The organism is Acidithiobacillus sp. AMEEHan (assembly GCF_030996345.1).
Classification (GTDB): Bacteria; Pseudomonadota; Gammaproteobacteria; order Acidithiobacillales; family Acidithiobacillaceae; genus Igneacidithiobacillus.
The window spans coordinates 1,775,437-1,792,666 of sequence record NZ_CP118747.1 but is presented as its reverse complement, the minus strand read 5'-3'; the positions used below and the strand labels follow the sequence as shown (position 1 = coordinate 1,792,666).

Annotated in this window: 14 protein-coding genes; all 14 read right to left on the bottom strand. The window is 60.3% G+C overall.

Annotated features, from left to right (window positions below; translation table 11 throughout):
* Positions 1-46 precede the first annotated feature (46 nt).
* Complete coding sequence (locus tag ORD17_RS09295; RefSeq protein WP_308388139.1) at positions 47-889, bottom strand: ferritin-like domain-containing protein; 843 nt, start codon at positions 887-889, stop codon at positions 47-49.
* Positions 886-1,929 carry a lysylphosphatidylglycerol synthase domain-containing protein gene (locus ORD17_RS09290; RefSeq protein ID WP_308388138.1) on the bottom strand — a complete coding sequence of 348 codons (1,044 nt, stop codon included), beginning with the start codon at positions 1,927-1,929 and terminating at the stop codon, positions 886-888. Before ORD17_RS09290 ends, ORD17_RS09295 begins: the two co-directional genes overlap by 4 nt.
* Entirely contained in the window at positions 1,916-4,612 is a 2,697-nt protein-coding gene (locus ORD17_RS09285) for an MMPL family transporter (RefSeq protein WP_308388137.1), read from the bottom strand. The genes ORD17_RS09290 and ORD17_RS09285 overlap by 14 nt, the downstream gene beginning before the upstream one ends.
* Positions 4,593-5,462 (bottom strand): hopanoid biosynthesis-associated protein HpnK, encoded by an 870-nt coding sequence (gene hpnK / locus ORD17_RS09280; RefSeq protein ID WP_308388136.1) that lies wholly within the window; start codon positions 5,460-5,462, stop codon positions 4,593-4,595. Before hpnK ends, ORD17_RS09285 begins: the two co-directional genes overlap by 20 nt.
* Positions 5,463-5,464: 2 nt before the next feature.
* Positions 5,465-6,892 (bottom strand): hopanoid biosynthesis associated radical SAM protein HpnJ, encoded by a 1,428-nt coding sequence (hpnJ, locus tag ORD17_RS09275; protein ID WP_308388135.1) that lies wholly within the window; start codon positions 6,890-6,892, stop codon positions 5,465-5,467.
* On the bottom strand, positions 6,889-8,064 hold the full coding sequence (hpnI, locus tag ORD17_RS09270) for a bacteriohopanetetrol glucosamine biosynthesis glycosyltransferase HpnI (RefSeq protein ID WP_308388134.1): 1,176 nt from the start codon (positions 8,062-8,064) through the stop codon (positions 6,889-6,891). The genes hpnJ and hpnI overlap by 4 nt, the downstream gene beginning before the upstream one ends.
* Complete coding sequence (gene hpnA / locus ORD17_RS09265) at positions 8,027-9,019, bottom strand: hopanoid-associated sugar epimerase (protein WP_308388133.1); 993 nt, start codon at positions 9,017-9,019, stop codon at positions 8,027-8,029. Before hpnA ends, hpnI begins: the two co-directional genes overlap by 38 nt.
* Entirely contained in the window at positions 9,007-9,735 is a 729-nt protein-coding gene (locus ORD17_RS09260) for a 5'-methylthioadenosine nucleosidase (protein WP_308388132.1), read from the bottom strand. The genes hpnA and ORD17_RS09260 overlap by 13 nt, the downstream gene beginning before the upstream one ends.
* The gene (gene shc, locus ORD17_RS09255) at positions 9,693-11,615 is read right to left on the bottom strand and encodes a squalene--hopene cyclase (protein WP_308388131.1); all 1,923 of its coding nucleotides are present in this window, start codon (positions 11,613-11,615) and stop codon (positions 9,693-9,695) included. Before shc ends, ORD17_RS09260 begins: the two co-directional genes overlap by 43 nt.
* Positions 11,609-12,673 carry a phytoene/squalene synthase family protein gene (locus ORD17_RS09250; RefSeq protein WP_308388130.1) on the bottom strand — a complete coding sequence of 355 codons (1,065 nt, stop codon included), beginning with the start codon at positions 12,671-12,673 and terminating at the stop codon, positions 11,609-11,611. The genes shc and ORD17_RS09250 overlap by 7 nt, the downstream gene beginning before the upstream one ends.
* 80 nt (positions 12,674-12,753) lie before the next feature.
* Complete coding sequence (locus ORD17_RS09245) at positions 12,754-14,160, bottom strand: sigma-54 dependent transcriptional regulator (protein WP_308388129.1); 1,407 nt, start codon at positions 14,158-14,160, stop codon at positions 12,754-12,756.
* On the bottom strand, positions 14,153-15,607 hold the full coding sequence (locus tag ORD17_RS09240; RefSeq protein WP_308388128.1) for an ATP-binding protein: 1,455 nt from the start codon (positions 15,605-15,607) through the stop codon (positions 14,153-14,155). Before ORD17_RS09240 ends, ORD17_RS09245 begins: the two co-directional genes overlap by 8 nt.
* 8 nt (positions 15,608-15,615) lie before the next feature.
* Entirely contained in the window at positions 15,616-16,599 is a 984-nt protein-coding gene (locus ORD17_RS09235) for an NAD(P)H-dependent glycerol-3-phosphate dehydrogenase (protein WP_374693368.1), read from the bottom strand.
* 7 nt (positions 16,600-16,606) lie between these two features.
* Positions 16,607-17,056: a protein-export chaperone SecB gene (gene secB, locus ORD17_RS09230; protein WP_308388127.1), complete on the bottom strand. Its 450-nt coding sequence runs from the start codon at positions 17,054-17,056 to the stop codon at positions 16,607-16,609.
* Positions 17,057-17,230 lie beyond the last annotated feature (174 nt).

Below are 17,230 nucleotides of genomic sequence, written 5' to 3'. Positions count from 1 at the left end.
GTTGAGTATAACATACCGTAGCGTATGTTACCCCAACACCTTTTCTCTATGCCGCCTTTCTGCGCGATAGAAAGAAAAACAGAAAATTGGCGATGCGCGGGGCCAGCTTGGGGCGCAGCAGACGCGCATCATACGGGGCGAAGCGGCGCTCGTTTTCGCTGCGACAGAGAGCAAGGAGCTTGGTTAGACTCATGTCCTGGCTGACCTGCTCATGACCAGTCATGGTGAAATTTTCTTCCCCACCATCTGTCATTCCTCGCGCCGTCTGGATGCGCGCCCACGCCTGCAGGGCGATTACCTGGAGGCGTCGATATTCCAGCTGAATCTTCTTCCACCACGGCAATTGTTGGCGATACCAATGCAACCAATTGATGAAGAAGATGATATGCCGCGCCTCTTCCTGCATGATTGGGTCGAAGATCTTGACCAGGGCTTCGGGGAAAAAGCCCGAATCTCGCGCCGCCGCAAAGAGACCAAAGGCGAAATAAGAGTCGAGACATTCCCCATAACCGGTGAAGAGGAATTCCCAGTACGGATCACGAATCGGCGGCGGGGTAGGCGTGGGTGGAATGGAAATGCCATAGTGATTCACCAACGCCTGCAACAGCTCCGCATGCCGGCGCTCCTCGAAACCGTCCAGGGCAATTGCCGCCTTCACCACCGGGTCCGTTTCGGCCTCGGCCATGTGCTGCACCATGCGCGCGGTAACACTCTCCGTGGCCACCGCCTCTCCCCAAAACGGCAGGGATTTCAAGCGCTGCTCCGCCGCAGGATCCAGATCAGGCCAGTCAATTCTGGCGGGATCAAAGTCGATATGGGTGGCGTGAAAAAACTCACAAAACAGCTCCCGATGGCCCTGCGCGGTCATCCCTCCCACCACTGCACTCATACGCCCTCCTCTTGAGACCATTGTCTTCCAAGCCATTTTCGTCGCAAGCCTTGGCCTTCCCAAACATACCAGGACATCAGCAACGGTAATCCGAGTGCCAATTCGCGGAAACGGCGCAGGAGCGAATAGGCCAAGGCCAGCTCCGGTCCAACGCCCACGACTGCGCCAAAAAAGATGAACCCACCCTCCTGCACGCCCAATGCTGCTGGCATAAAGAATGCCACACTTCTCAGGGCTTGCCCCAAACTCTCCAGAAGTACGGCGGCAGACAAAGAAATGGGATGCTGCAGGAGCAAGAAACTCAGCCAGAGTTCGCCAGCACCCGCAAATAGCCCAGCCAATTGCCAGAAATTTGCCCAAAGCAATGGCCAGCGCCGTCGATAGATCTGCAGAACCTCTGCGTCCAGTTGCCGCGGGTCGCCGATCAGGACCGAGAAATCGCGGCCACCACTGACCCGACGCAACAATGCATGCAACACATGAAAGAGGCCAAAGTGACCCTGCAACCAAAACAACAAAGCCAAAACCGGCATGACTGCGAGTAGGGCGTAAAGGATCTCCCGCTGCAACTGCAAGTCGCCCGCCCAATCCAGCAGGAGGACGAAACCGAGGAGGACAAATAAAAACTGACTGAGCAAAGTCAGACTGACCTCTACCACCACGCTTGCCGCCGCCTGTACGAGCGAAACACCCATGCGTGCCAAGAGCCGGATGCCCACAAATTCGCCGCCCACTCGGGCAACGGGTAGCAGACCATTGACGGCTTCCCGCAGCAAGGCCAGCCAAGTCAACCTGGGCAACGCCGGGCGCCCAGGCACTGAGGCCAGGAGCCAGCGCCAGCTCAACGCATCAAGACCGATCGCCAAGGCATGGGCGGGCAAAAGCAGCCAGATCAGCCAAGAGCTTTGCCGCAATATGGCAACGATTCCGTGCGCCCCCTCGTGCCACACCAGCCAGGCAGTGAACAGGAGCCCAAAGGAAAGCAGCGCTGCGCTGCCTATGCCTCGATAGCGGAAAAATGAGAGATCAGCTGCCCTCATCCTGGGCAATCCCTTCCTCACGCGGTGAGGCAGTGAAAAGGAGCAGTAGCGCTGGCAGCACGACCAGAATGCAGAGCAGAACCACCGCCAATGCAAGACTCAGCGCGTCACCCAGACTCGCCATCCCGGGATCGACGGACAACGCCATACTGCCGAAGGCACTGAGGGTGGTCAGACCACTGAAAAAAACCGCCATCGGCGTGGACGTTTGCAAGAGATGTGCAGCGTCGACTCCGCTGCGCCAGCGCAGCACGATATAGATACCAAATGCCACCCCCAGACCAATGAGAAGCGGCAACACAATGATATTGCCCAGATTGAAACTGACTCCCAACAGCGACATTGCCGCCACCGTAAACAGAGCTGCCAGCAGCAAGGGCAGAACAATCAATAACATGTCGCGATAGCGACGCAAAGATAGCAGCAGCAGCAGGGCGATACCCCCAATGGCGATACAGGTCGCCTCCTGGAAAGCGCCCAATACTGCCTCTCCTCCCTGCACCAGCATAACCGGGGCGCCAACCGCTCGCGGCTCGACCTGGAGCACCGTAGAAACGAAATGCAGCATTTTTTGATTATTGGTCAGATCCGCTTTGGGAAAGACTTCCACCCGCGCCTGCCCATCAGCGGCGAGATAACGGCTACGCAGGTCCTTGGGTAGATTGTCGATGGTTACGCGCGAGGCTAGGAGCGCCTCACCAAGCTGATGCAATTCGCCCGGCAAGGTGCCCAGCAGGGAGTTTTGCAGCGACGCCAGCGCCGCAGAATCCTGGGCATCCGCCGCCAGGAATCGGGCCAATGCATGCGCCAGGTTGCCGGCCGCGCGCGCCTGCTCACCCTTCTTCTTGGCGGCCAGTTCCTGCAACTTCTTTTGCAGCTTCTCCATTTTTTGCGCCGTATCCGACGCTGGCGAGGTCAAACTGGCAGGCATCAGTAAAGAAAATGGTGGTACGAGGATCTGCAGATTGTTGAGAATGGCAAGCTTCGGTTCCTGGTCTTGCGGGATATAGTCGGCAATGGTCAACGCCCGAGCGACCGTCGGCACCTTTTCCAGTCGTTTTGCGATGGCTTGTGCCTCGTCCAGATTTTTTGCGAGGACCTCGATGCGATAGGGTGCCGTATCAGGATTGGCAAGCAATTCCTCAAAAACCTTTACCCCTTCCGCGTTCTGATCGATCATGTGCAGCGGATTGAAATCGAAGCGAACCTGCAGCGCAGCAGGAAACGCCGCGACGGCAAGCACGGCAACCACCGCGAGAACCAGCCAAGCGTACCGGTGAATGGGATGCCGTGCAAGCGTGGGCACCCGATGGAAACGGGGAAAATTCACGTGTTTCCGCGCCGTTGCTGAGAGCCGCCAGAGAGTGAGAAAGGCGGGCAACAGGGTAAGGGTGAGGAACAGTCCGATCAACATGCTGGCGCCGGAGATCAACCCCAGATCTACGATGCCTGCATAACTGGTGGGCACAAAGGCGAAAAAACTGATGGCGGCAGCGACGGCTGCAAGCGATAAGGCTGCGCCCAAACCGCGAGAGACACGCCGCATCGCCTCTTCGTGACTCGCTCCGTTGAAAAGCTCCTCGCGAAAGCGCAAGCTGAACTGAATACCAAAATCGACGCCCAACCCAATGAATAAAATGGCAAAAGACACAGAGATCAGGTTGAACGGCCCAATCACCAGCAATGCCCAGGCGGTGGTGAAAATGATGCCAGCAACAAGATTGAAGAGCACCCCTACCACGAGACGGGTACTACGCAACGCAATGATGAGAAGCAGGATCTCCAGCCCGAAAGTAATGGCCAGCGAGGAAAACGCGCCTTCGCTGACGGTTTTCATTTGCTCCGCATCCAGTACAGCCTGGCCGGTGATCCCCACCTTCAGCCCATGCGCCGCGTTGATGTGCAACGTCTCCAGGCCCTTGCGCAAGAATTGGATGGAGGCCTCGGCTGGCTGCAGACTGTCATAATTCAGGGTTGGCTCGATAATCACAAAACGCTGCTGGGGTCCCAGATCTCCCAAACTGCCACCCATCAGCTTGGCCCAATCGATCTGCCGCGGATGTCCGGCCAGCTGCGCATCGATACTTTGCGTAAAGGCATCGTATAAGGGTACGAGACCTTGAACATCGACGTTGCCGTGAAGACTCTGCTGCGCTGCTTCCGTGAGCAGATCGCTCAGACCTGCCAGACTGGGGTTGGCAGAAAGGCTGGCAATCAATGGCTGTGCCGCCGTGATCCGCCGCGCAAACTCATGTACCTGCTGCTCGGACAGATATAGCAAGCCATTCTGCGCAAAGAACTTGCCACCGCCCGGAACATAAACACTGCGGAAATACTTGGGATGCGCTTCCAGCCAGCCTTGCAGTCGCTCGACAGCGTTCTCTGTCGCGCTCGTGTTCTTTCCCTGCAAGACAACGACGATGCTATCGCGGTCCTGGGGAAAGACCTTTTTGTAAGCAATTTCGCGTTGTTGAAACGGCAGATCATGCGACAACACATCGCTGGTGTCGGTATTCATCGCGAAATGGGTGACAACGTAGGCAAGCGCCAGCAGGAGCAGGAGGGCAAAAGAGAAAAACACCGCTTTGGCATGGCGCACCGAGAATGCCATGAGCATACAGATGCGGCGCATGTACCACTCGCCAATGCGCGCAAGAAATCGCTCAGCCGCAGGCGAAATCATGATACGTTCCGGTACGAATACCTTGGGCGCGCAGAGTTGTCGCGAGTTCTGGGGCACAGAGCGCCCGCCACTCCGCCGCGGGCCGATAGTCGGGCATCAGTTGCCGCAGTTGCGCGGTCTGTTCCTGCGCGGGGTGAAAATACAGCTCCGTCACCTGTCCAGAGGGGACAATGGCCAGAGCACGTCGCAGTCGGTCGGCATCCATCTGTCCGGTGGACTGCAGTCCCAGCAAGAGATCGTTGCAGAATAGTCCTTGAGAGCGGATGACGCGACGCATGCGCGCAACCCAGGGTAGTAATAACCGTGCGCCCAACGCAGCGCTGCCCGTCACCGGCGCCAGCTGCCGCGCCAGTGCCAACGGTTCCCGCGGAATGCGCACCGCGCGCAAGGCAAAGCGCCTGCCAATTTCGATGAGCAGATTCAGGACCGTAGGATGGGCGTGCAGGTGCTTGTGCGCGTTCACGTGATCGAGGCGCAAACCACTGTCGGCGAAGACCGCGTATTGCGCGGCGATCTCGGCGGCGAGCTGGCGCCGCACCCGCGGCAGAAAAAAATAGCGAATGCCGCGACGCCATAGGTCAGCGGCAAAACGACCATGCTCATCGACCAGATCAGGAACCTGCGCCGCAGGCAATACCGGATAACCATCCACCAGGGTCAAATGCAAACCAACTCCAAGATCAGGCAGATTCCGCGCAAGCGCAAGGGCCTCAGCAGCAGCCGCGGCCGACACCATCAGACTCGCACTATTGAGTACCCCGTGTTGATGCGCCGACACAACTGCAGCATTTACGGAAGCATCTAGGCCGAAATCATCCGCATTGAAAATGACTCTTCGTTCGCTCGCCACATTCAGCCATGCCGCTGACGAAGAAAGCGCACAAACTCTACCCCCTCCCGCAGACGGCGTTTCATCATTTGTGAACTGCGCAGCATCTCTCCGGTGATTTCCGCGATCTTGCCCGCACGGAAGTAGAATTTCTTGTACATCACCTCAACCGAATCAAAAATTTCCGTGTGATTGAGGTGGGGATAACTCATGGGGCTGATCTGCACTCCACGATCGTTGACCAGATGCGCCTCATCCTCTTCGGTCAGCCAGCCCTGTTCTTTGGCCTGGTTATAGAGGTAGGTGCCAGGGTAAGGCGCCGCCAGGGATACCTGGATAGTATGTGGATTGATTTCCTTGGCAAACTGGATGGTTTGCTGAATCGTCTCCTTGGTTTCGCCGGGCAATCCCAGAATGAAGGTGCCGTGGATGGCGATGCCGAGCTTGTGGCAGTCGGCAGTAAACTTGCGCGCCGCCTCGACCTTCAGGCCCTTTTTGATGTTGTTGAGAATCTGCTGATTGCCCGATTCGTAGCCCACCAGCAGCAGGCGCAAGCCATTATCACGCAGAACCTTGAGGGTGTCGTAGGGGACGTTGGCCTTGGCGTTGCAGGACCAGGTGACGCCGAGCTTGCCAAGGCCACGGGCGATCTCCTCCGCACGCGGACGATCGTCGGTGAAGGTATCATCATCGAAAAAGACTTCCTGCACCTGCGGAAAGGCCTTCTGGATGTACTTCACCTCTTCGATGACACTGGCGGCGCTACGGGTGCGGTAGCGATGACCACCGACCGTCTGCGGCCAGAGGCAGAAGGTACACTGCGAGCGACAGCCACGCCCAGTATAGAAAGAAATGTAGGGATGTTTCAGATAGCCGATGAAGTAGTCTTCGATGTGCAGATCGCGCTTGTAGACTTCTGAGACGAAGGGCAAAGCATCCATATCCTCGATCATGGCGCGATCAGGAGTGCGCACCAGCAGCCCATTGCTGTCGCGGTAGTTGATACCATCCACTTCCGCCAGTGGCCGCCCCTCGGCGATCTCTTTCAGGGTGTAATCGAACTCTTCCCGCGCCACGAAATCGATGGCGGGCGATGCCTGCAGGGACTCTTCGGGCTCCACCGCGACTTTGGCGCCAACCAGACCGATAATCATCTTGGGATAACGCGCCTTGAGCATTTCCGCCATGCGGACGTCAGAAGGAAAGGAAGGGGTACTGGTGTGAATGATGCACAACTCGTAGCTGGCAGCAATGCGCAGGGTCTCTTCCACAGTGATATCGGCCGGCGGGGCGTCGAGTAGACGACTGCCGGGAATCATGGCCGCCGGCTGGGCCAGCCAGGTGGGAAACCAGAAAGAGCGAATCTCGCGCTTGGCCTGGTAGCGGGAGCCCGCTCCCCCATCAAACCCTTCGAAGGAAGGCGCCTGCAGGAACAAGGTTTTCATGGTCATCGCTGTACTCCGTCATGCATTTGCCCGTGGGCATCGATGGAAAAATTGCGACCACGCCAGCGTACCTTTCCGGCGACTTGCGCGTGCCCCCAGATCCACAGACCCAGGATGTCCGCCACCAGCACCGCCGTCGCCGACAATGGCGATCGCAATTTTCGTCCAATCCGCCAATGGTACACGAGGCGCAGGCAGGCGACCAGCGCCACCACACTCCAGGCCCACCCCTGCCAAAACACGGCAAGCATCAGTACCAGAGGAACCGGATAGGTCAAAAACGAAAAGGCATGCCCCCAGGGTTGCACGGCGCGGGTGGTGCGCGCCCAACGCAGGGCATGGGCGTAGAAGGCGGCGAATCCGTCTTCGGCCACCAGCGTCTCGACCACGTAGTCGCTCAGCACGCTCTGATATCCCAAAGCGCGTATCCGCGCTCCCAAGGCATAGTCATCGGCAAGCTCGTCGGCGAGGGCGGCACAGCCAGCCATCGCGTCGAACGACTCGCGGCGCACGGCAATCGTTGCGCCACCGCAATAAACATTGGGCCCGAGTGCTGCGGCAAGGCGCACCGACGGCAAAAAATGCTCTTGAATCTGCACGGCCAAGAGCTGTGAGGAGAAACCGGAAAGGGGACGCGCCCGATATAAACAGCTTACCACCCCCACCTCGGGCAGGTTCAGCTCGCGGACCAGATGCGCCAGGTAGCTCGGTCCGACGCGAATGTCCGCGTCAGCCAGTACCAGAATGGGATAGCTCGCCTCGGCAATGATGCCCGCCAAGTTGTTGACCTTGGGGTTGCTGCCAAGCGTCGTCGCATGCCGAATAATTCGCAGCTTCGATCGTTCCGACAATTCCGCGAGAAGCAGCAGGACAGGATCGGCAGAATCCTGGACCCCGCAGAGCATCTCGAAACGAGGGTAGCGCTGCGCCAGAAAACTCTGCAGATTTGCGGAGAGCTCCGGCTCGATTCCGTGCAACGGTTTGATGATGCTGATCCCAGCTGCGTCGGGCGCAGAGAGCGGACCTGCGTCCTCCGGCAACTGCGGTTGCCAAGTCTCCACCTGCCACCAGGCGAGGGCCCAGTAGATGCAGGAAAGGCCGGCGATTAGCGCAAAAAAGTACGCAGCGATCAGCACGGGATCAGAAATAGCGATGCTCGGCAAACCAGGCCACAGCATCCCGCAAGGCCTCCTCCGCCGGGCGATGGGTATAGCCAAGCTGCTGTTCGGCTTTGCGCGAGTCGAAATACATGCGATGTGCGGCCATACGCAGCTCATCCGTACTGACCAGCGGCAAGCCTCGACCACGCCAGCGCACCCAAGCCTCGGAACCCCAGGCAATCGGGTACAACAGACGCCGCGGTAGACGTAGGCGCGGCGAGGATCGCCCGGTCAAGCCGCTGATGCGGGTGAGGATGGCCTGCAGCGACAAATTGTCACCACCGAGAATGTAGCGTTCGCCAGATTTTCCTTGCTGCAAGGCAAGCCAGTGCCCCAGCGCCACATCATCCACATGCACGACATTAAGGCCGGTATCGATATAGGCGGGCATACGTCCCGCCGCCGCTTCGAGCACCATGCGCCCAGTCGGCGTCGGCTTACGATCCTCCGGTCCGATGGGGGTAGAGGGATTGACAATGACGATCGGCGCATCCTCGTCACGACACAACGCACGCACCCGTTCTTCGGCGAGATACTTGCTGCGTTTATAGTGGCCAATCATGTCAGCCAGAGTCGACGGGGTTTCTTCATCACTGGGTTGCCCATCGGCGCGCAAGCCCAGTACCGCGACGCTACTGGTATAGACAATACGCTCCACGCCAGCATCCAGGGCAGCCCGCATCAATGTCTCGGTGCCAACGACATTGGCTTGGTACATGGGTTCGGGATCCGGCACCCAGAGGCGATAATCGGCGGCCACATGGAAGAGCCAACGACAGCCGGCCACCGCCTGCCGTAGGCTGGCCGGATCACAGAGGTCACCCACCACCCGTTCCACGCCAGGCAAGTTTTTCCACGCGCTGTCATCTGCGCCAGTGCGAGCCAGCAGGCGTACCGGGACGCCCTCCAGGGTCAAGCGTCGCAATACGGCTGCACCAACAAAACCGGAGGCGCCGGTAATCAGTGCCCGCATCCCCATCCTCCCTTCTCCGATGCCCTGCCCAATTGCCGCAGGGTGATCGCGGCTCGCTGCATCTGTCCGCCGAGCCTGATCAGCCGCGGCACATCCCGCGGGCGGCGCAGCAGTTGCCAGAGAAACCCGGGCAAACGCGGGTTGCCCACGGCATCGACTCCGCGACGTACGGCGTCCGGCACTACGGCATCGACACTGTCGACGATGACGCGCAAGGCGAGAAAGGGATGCCCCTCCGCCGCTGCCAGTGCGGCGAGCGCGCCGCTCTCCATATCCACGGCGAGCGCCTGCTGCGCGTACGCCGCCTTGCTCTGCCGATCGACCAGCATCTGGGCAAGCGACAGCAAGTTCTCCCGCCGTGCCTGCGGGTGCTGAGCGAGAAAATGACTTGCCAGAACTTCATCCGCAGAGTACGCACGCTCCTGCCAGAGGATCTGTCGGGGAATGCAAAGATCGCCGGCTTGCAAGTCACTCCGCAAAGCGCCGGCAGTACCTACACTCAGCAGGGCCTCGGCTCCCGCTTCCAGGAGGGCTCGACCCGCGTTTGCCGCGGCCTCGGGTCCCATCCCGGAGAGAATGGCGAGATGACCGTCCGCGCAGGGGTGTACCTTGCCCATGGGCGAGGCCGGCAGCCCCAATGCCTTGGCTTCGACCGCGAGGGCGACGACAAGACCTAGGCGCCGACCTGCAGGTTTTGATAGCGACTGAGCGCCCATAAGGGGAAATACAGCTTGTATCCGTGATAGGTAATGTAGAAAACCCGCGGGAAACCCGGGGCGTTGAACCAGGGATCATGCCATTCGCCATCTTCACTCTGATGCGCCTGCAGCCACTGGATGCCGCGCCGCAGGGCCTCGCTGTCGGAGTCGCCCGCCGCCATCAAGGCCAGACAGGCCCAAGCGGTGTGCGCCGCCGTCGACGGCTGCCCCTGACCGGCAAGGCCAGCGTCGAGGTAGGAGTCGTTGCTCTCGCCCCAACCTCCATCCGCCTGTTGCACACTCCGCAGCCATTCCGCAGCCCGTTGCATGGCCGGCTGCAGGGCGCTGTCCCCCAACTCGGAAAACGCCAGGAGCACCGACCAGGTGCCATAGATGTAATTGGTTCCCCAGCGGCCGAACCAGGAGCCATTGGCCTCCTGTTGCTCCAACAGGTAGCGCACGAGCCGTGCGATGGCCGGGCGGTCCTGGGGACGAGCAAGGGCAGCGAGAAAGGTCAACACCCGCCCGCTGACATCGGCTGTCGGCGGGTCCAGCAGCGCTTTATGATCGGCAAAAGGAATCTCATTCAGATAGTAGTGGGTATTGTCGACATCGTAGGCGCCAAAACCGCCATTGCGCGACTGCATACCCACCAGCCAGTCTGCGGCCCGTTCCAGCGCCGGACGGTCTTCCGGCCGGCCGGCCAGGAGCAAGGTCCAGGCCACCGCCGCCGTATCGTCCAGGTCCGGATAATAGGAATTTTCGTACTGGAATGCCCAGCCACCGCCTGGCAGATCTGGGCGGCTGAACTGCCAGTCTCCCGGAGCATCGGTGATCTGCCGGTCGAGGAGCCAGCGCATGGCAGCCCGCGCATTCTCATCCGGCTCGGGCATGATCTCGAGCATGGCGCGCAGCCCCCAGCAGGTATCCCAGACCGGCGAAACACAGGGCTGGCAGTAGGCCTCATGGACGCGTTCGACGAGCAGGTTACGTAAGGCCTGCCGTGTCTGTTGTCGATAAGGATGGTCCTCCGCATAGCCCAGCAGCGCGAGAGCCTCGTGGGCATTGACCATGGCCGGGAAAATGCCGTTCACCCCATGCACGCCATTCAGGCGCGCCGTAAACCAGGCCTCGGCACGACGGATAGCGGCCCGACGCAGTACGCCGGGAATGAATGGCTCGAGTGCACGGCCAAGGCGATCCCCAGCAAGAAACACGCGGGCAATGAAGCCCTTGCGCGCACAGGCGAAATAGTCGCGGATGGCGAATGGCTGCTGGCGAAAGAGTTCCGCGATACCGATACCCGTAGGATTCTTCGCCTGCGCCTTGAGGCTGCAAAGGATGAAGAGAGGCACCATGACCGTGCGCGACCACGACGCCACTTTGTAGATGTGCATCGGCATCCAGCGAGGAAAGAGCAAGATTTCCACGGGAATGAAAGGGACGGCACGCCAAGGTACCTGACGGAACAAGGCCAGGGTGATGCGGGTGAAGACATTGGCGCGCTCCGCCCCGCCATGCGCCAGGATGGCCGCCCGGGCCCGACGCATATGCGGCGCCTCGGGAGCCTCTCCAGCAAGCTTGAGGGCGTAGTAGGCCTTTACCGAGGCGCTCATGTCGAAACCCCCACCATGATACAGGGGCCAACCACCATGCTCTGCCTGGTGTCGCCGCAGATATACCGCGATTTTGCGTTGCAAGGGAGCGTCGATTTCGTCCATGTAGTGCATCATCAGGATATATTCGGCGGGAATGGTGCAGTCCGCTTCAAATTCAAAGCACCAATGCCCATCCTCCGCCTGTCGCGTGCGCAATGCTGCGAGCGCCGCTGCAATCGTCCTTTCCAGGGGCGCGTGCCGCTGCCGCGCCACTCCGTAGCGGGTGCTGGGCATCAACATGATTGCCCCTGCGGCAGGCTCTTGACAGCCACTCGGAACGTCAGATCCAGCAACGGATCGAAGCGGTGCAGCAGACGCGACAGCAACACGACATTGCGCACGCTAACGCGACTGATCTTGACCTCGTCGGCACTACAAAAGCCGGGGTTTTCGGCGATGCGGCGCAGGGTCAGCACTGCCATGGCGATGGCCCAGAGACAAAAATCCCGCATCCCGGTCTGCTCGGCGGGGATCCGCAGGGTAAAGGTCAGGGCGTTGCGCAGGTGTTGCGCTGCCAGCGCGATCATTTCCATCAACAGCTTGGTGAATTCGGGCTGATTCATGCCCGGGTGTAAGTCCTCCGGCGCCAGAGCGTGGTCGCGGAGACGGTCCTGCGGTAACCAGAGCACCCCCCGTTCCCAATCTGTCCATAAGTCCTTCAAGATGTTGGTCATCTGCAGGCCTTGGCCAAACGACACCGCCAACGCTGGGAGATCCGCGCCGCCGGCGAGCATACGCGGCTCCTCTTCCACGAACAGGGTAGTGAGCATCTCGCCGACGACGCCCGCAACCACGTAGCAATAGTGGTCCATGTCGGCCTGGTCCCGCAGTCCGGCTCGCGAGGCCCGACGCTGGAATTCCGCCATCCCCTCACCCATGATTTCGACACAGCGAATGAGGGCACTTTGCTGCACGGAATTGAAGGAGTGGGTCAACGACACGACCACAGGACTATTAGCAATCAGGTCATGTTCACCGTCAGGCATCTCTGCTGCCATTACCTGGGCAAAGCCGCGGGCAAACTCCTCTGCCGGCGTCTCCTTGCGCAAGACCGCAAGGAAAACCTTTTGCCAGTGCGCCTTGGCCTCCCAATCAAGCAGCGGATCATCCTCGATGGTGTCCGCGATACGGCAGAGCAAGTAGCCGTTGCCTACCGTCTCCTGCAATCCAGCCGGCAAACGCGGAATGGTCAGGGCGAAGGTTCGCGAAACGCGTTGCAAGCTCGCCGTCTGATAGCGCAGGGCGGCGTCCCGATCGATGATTCCTGGGGCCTGCTCTGGTGCAATGTTATCGGTCATTCTACGTCCATGCCGAAGGAATTAAGGCGGGACTGTAAACGCCCAGAGCCGCCCGCGCAAGTTTCGGTAGCCAACTCGGTTCAGCTTTCCTCGTTGCTCAAGCCATACTTGCGAATACGGTAGCGCAGCGTCTCCCGCGTAGTGCCCAGGATACGTGCCGCCTGGGTAACGTTGTGATCAGTAGACTGCAGCACCCTGGCCAGGATCTCCCGCTCCATGCTGTCGAGATCCATACTGCCATCAATGGGCAAGACAATTTGCTGACGATCATCCAAGGGGCAGCTGCCCGGTGCCGGACAATGTCCCAAGGGGCTCATTCCCGGCAATTGTAACCATTCCAGAGGTAGATCCTCGCCTTCCGAAAAAAGGACGCCACGTTCGACCACATTGCGCAGCTCCCGGACGTTGCCCGGCCAGTCATAGTCCTCCAGGGCCGCCCAGACCGCCGGGCTGATGTGCCGTACCCGCTTACCGGCATGCGCGTTGAACTCCGCCACAAAATGCGGCACCAGCTCCTGCAGGTCTTCCTTGCGCTCGCGCAGGACAGGCAAAGCGAGACGCACGACACTGAGACGATGGTAGAGATCGGCACGGAAACGTCCCTCCGCCACCAGCGCATCGAGATCCCGGTTGCTGGCGGCGAGAAAGCGTACATCCACCTGAATGCTGCGATCGGCTCCCAGACGTCGCAAACTGCGGTCTTCGATCACCTTGAGCAGTTTGGCCTGCAGATCGAGATCCATCTCGGAAATTTCATCGAGAAACAGGCTACCGCCATTCGCCTGCTCCACCAAGCCGCGATGGCGGGAGGTGGCGCCGGTGAATGCCCCGGCCTCGTAGCCGAAGAGTTCGGACTCGAGAAGTTCGCGCGGCAAGGCAGCGCAGTTGATCTCGACCATCGGGCCCTCGCGCCGCAACCCGCTATAGTGCAGGATGCGTGCTGCCAGGCCCTTGCCGGTACCCGTCTCCCCCGAAATGATCAGGCCACTGTAGGGAACCTGCGCCAGTCGCTGCAGAATCTCGCGCACCCGCTGCGCCGCCGTGCTCGTCCCCAGAAAGGCCGAGGCTTTGTAGCGTCGGCTGTGCTGACTGGTGTCGTCCGCCACCCGCCGTTGCGCCCGCGCGGCGCGCCCGGCAGAACGCACCACCATGGCCAGACGTTCCATCTCGCAAGGCTTTTCGAGAAAGTCGTAAGCCCCGAGCCGAAGGGCACGCACGGAATCCGGAACGCTGCCGTAGGCGGTCAAGAAGATCCATTCGCCCTGCAGACCTTTCTCTCGCGAGCGGTCGAGCAAATCCAGGCTATTGCCATCCGGCAGGTTGAGGTCGGCCAGGGTGACCATGGGATTGAGATCGTCATTGAGTAACTGCTCGGCATCTGCCAGGCGCTCCGCCCAGAATACCTGCCAACCCTCTTTTTCGAAGTAGCGACGCATTTCCCGCCCGAGAAAGATCTCGTCTTCGATGATCAGCAGGGGATCAGCCACGGGAATCCTCCTTTACTTGGGCAGGGCAAGGAATGAGCAGAGTAACCTCAGCACCGCCCTGGGGTCGATTGGCAAGCTGCACCTCTCCTCCCAGGCTGCGCACGAAGCGCCGTACCATGGCCAGCCCCAGGCCGGTGCCATGCTCGCGTGCACTGGCAAAGGGGCGGATGCCATCACGCAGGAGGTGGGCGGGAAACCCCGGTCCATCGTCGCCTACCACCAGGCGGATCTGACCGCCTGGGCTACGCGAGAGTGATACGGTGATCTCCCCGGCCTGGGCATCCAAGGCCTGGCGGGCATTGAGCACCAGATTGAGCAATGCTTGCCGGAACTGATCGACCGGGAGAAGACATGCCCCCAGATCGGGCGCAACGTCCAGGCGCAAGCGGATCTCCACCGGTAACTGATAATGCAGCAGGTTCAGTAATGCTTCCACGACCTCACCAGGATGCACCCATTGCCCAGACTCGCCTGCCTGCCGGGCACCGCGCAGCTGTTGATCGAGGAGGCGGCTGACCCGCCGCAGCTCCTCTTCCATTAACGCCAGTCTGGCATCCAGTTCGGGATCGTCGATTTCCCGACGAATGTTGGCACAGCCAACCTGCAGCCCAGCCAATGGGTTACGCAATTCATGGGCAAAAGCTGCGGCCGCCTCACCCACCGCTGCCATACGCTCGGAACGGGTCATTGCGGCTTGCTGCGCCATCAAGGTGCTGGCTGCCTCGTGCACTTCCTGTTGCAGATCTTGCAAGTAGCGGCGGCGTTGCCGTTCCAGCTCCTCCAGGCGCCCCACCATTTGGTTGTAAAAGTGCAGCAGAGGAACGATGCCCGGGTCGGCGCGCCCCTCTCCCACCCGTTGGAAACCGCCCAACTCGAGGGAGCTCATGGCCGCCTGTAAACGTCGCAATGGACTGAGGATGCGGGTACGGAAAAAGATCAGCGTGACGATGACAAAGATCATGAAGGCGATCAGGGCAATCACCGAGCCGATCAGGGTGTAGCGCGAGTCATGTCCGGCGGCAAGAACCAGGCCACCCCCGTGCTTGTGCGCAGCAAGATTCCAGGTACTGAGATCGGCAAAAACCTTCGGCAGGTCAGCCGGATCTCCCCGCAGCGCCAGCGCCCGCAAATGCTCCGGTAGCGGTCCACCATCCTCGACTGCAAAATCAGGTGGCAGATCTTGCAGTTCGTTGGCAGCTACCTGCATCGCTGCTTGGGCGCCGTGTTGGCTCCATGCCAGGCTGCAGTCATGGTTGATTTGGGCGATGCGGATCGTGTTCGCGGTGTAGGTTTTCAGTTTTGCCAGGTCCTGGTTGGTATGCACCAGCAGCACGCCGAGCAGCAACAGGGCAAAGACCACGAATTGGACCAGCAGAATGCCAATCGTGCGGAAAGGGGCAAAAGGGATCCGTCGCTGTTGATCTGGGCCGCCGGGCAAACGCAACATGGCCAATTTCAGTTGGCCTCACCCTGCCCGCGTTGCATCAGGGCACGGGAAGCGTCTGCGGCGGAGCGTCCAGCATAAAGGACGCGGTATACTTCGGTGACGATGGGCATCTCGATCCCCCGCGCCAGCGCCAGATGATACAGGGCATGACTGCTGCGCCATCCTTCTACCTCTTCGCCGAGCTCCTGCAACGCCAGCTCCGGCGATTTCCCCGCACCAATACCCAGGCCCAGCCGCCGGTTCCGCGAGAGATCACTGCTCGCCGTGAGAATCAGATCGCCCGCGCCAGCCAGTCCAAAAAAGGTATCGGCCTGACCACCCAGGGCCACCCCGAGGCGAAGTAGCTCTGCCAGACCACGGGTGATCAGCGCCGCGCGGGCACTGTCACCATTCCCCAGCCCATCGGAAATCCCGGCGGCGATGGCCAGAACGTTTTTGATGGCACCGGCCAGACAGACACCGGCAACATCCTGGCTCGGATAGATGCGCAACTGCTCGGAACGCCATGCCGGAACCCTGGTATCCAGATAGCGGGGGGAATAGCTAGCCAGGGTCATGGCAAGCGGCCTGCCACAGGCGAGATCGCTCGCAAAGCTGGGGCCGGAAAGAACCCCCCAGGACCATTCCGGCATTTCCTGGGCGAAGACCTCATCCAAGCGGGCCTGGCTATCGCGCTCCAGCCCTTTGCTCGCCAGCGTCAGCGAAACCTCTCCAGGCAGCACAGGGCGCAGCTTGCGCAAGGCATCGCGTACCGCATGACTGGGAAGGGCAATCACCAGCTCCTGACTACCCTGCACGGCCTTTTGCCAATCAGGGGTAAGGAGCAGATTCTCAGGGCGAGGAATCTGCGGAAAATGGGGCAGAGCCGTGGAGCCGAGAGCCGAAGCACCCAGCGATCGGCCCCACAGGCGCACCTGGCCACCGCGACGCGCCAGGGTAACGGCGAGGGCCGTGCCCCAATGGCCAGCCCCGAGCACCGTCCGCACCACCATACTTTGCTTACTGCGTGGTGTGCTGACTTTGTTCGAGCTGCGCTTGCTGATAGAGCGCTTCGAAATTTACCGGGTGCAGATGCAGTGGCTGGAACCCGCCGCGGCCCACGAGATCCGCCACTGCCTCGCGGGCATAGGGAAAGAGGATCGTCGGGCAATGCACGGCGAGAAGGATCGGCTGGTGCTCCGCAGGGATGTTCTGCAAGCGGAAGAGACCGCCCTGCTGTACCTCGACGGCAAAATAGGTGCTCTCAGAACTCTTGGCATTCACGGTAACCGTCAACACTACCTCGATCAGATCAGGCGATCCGGGCACCTCATGGGTTTCTGTATTCAGGCCAACGTCCACGGAAGGGGCCTCTGCCATGGTGAAGCTCTGCGGTGCATTGGGCGATTCGAAAGAAAGGTCCTTCACGTAAATCCGCTCGATCATGAATACTGGTTCTTGCTCTGCCATATTTGCCGCCATGGGTATTGCCCTTCGTGATTCAGGAAAACGAGGACGCCAGTGTACCCACTCCGACGGCAAATCGCCACGTCATTGCCGCGCGGGCAACAAATGTTTGCTACACTCAAGGAAATAGCAGGGATGCGAAGGTTCTTCCATGCCCTCGACCGATCGGAGGACCGC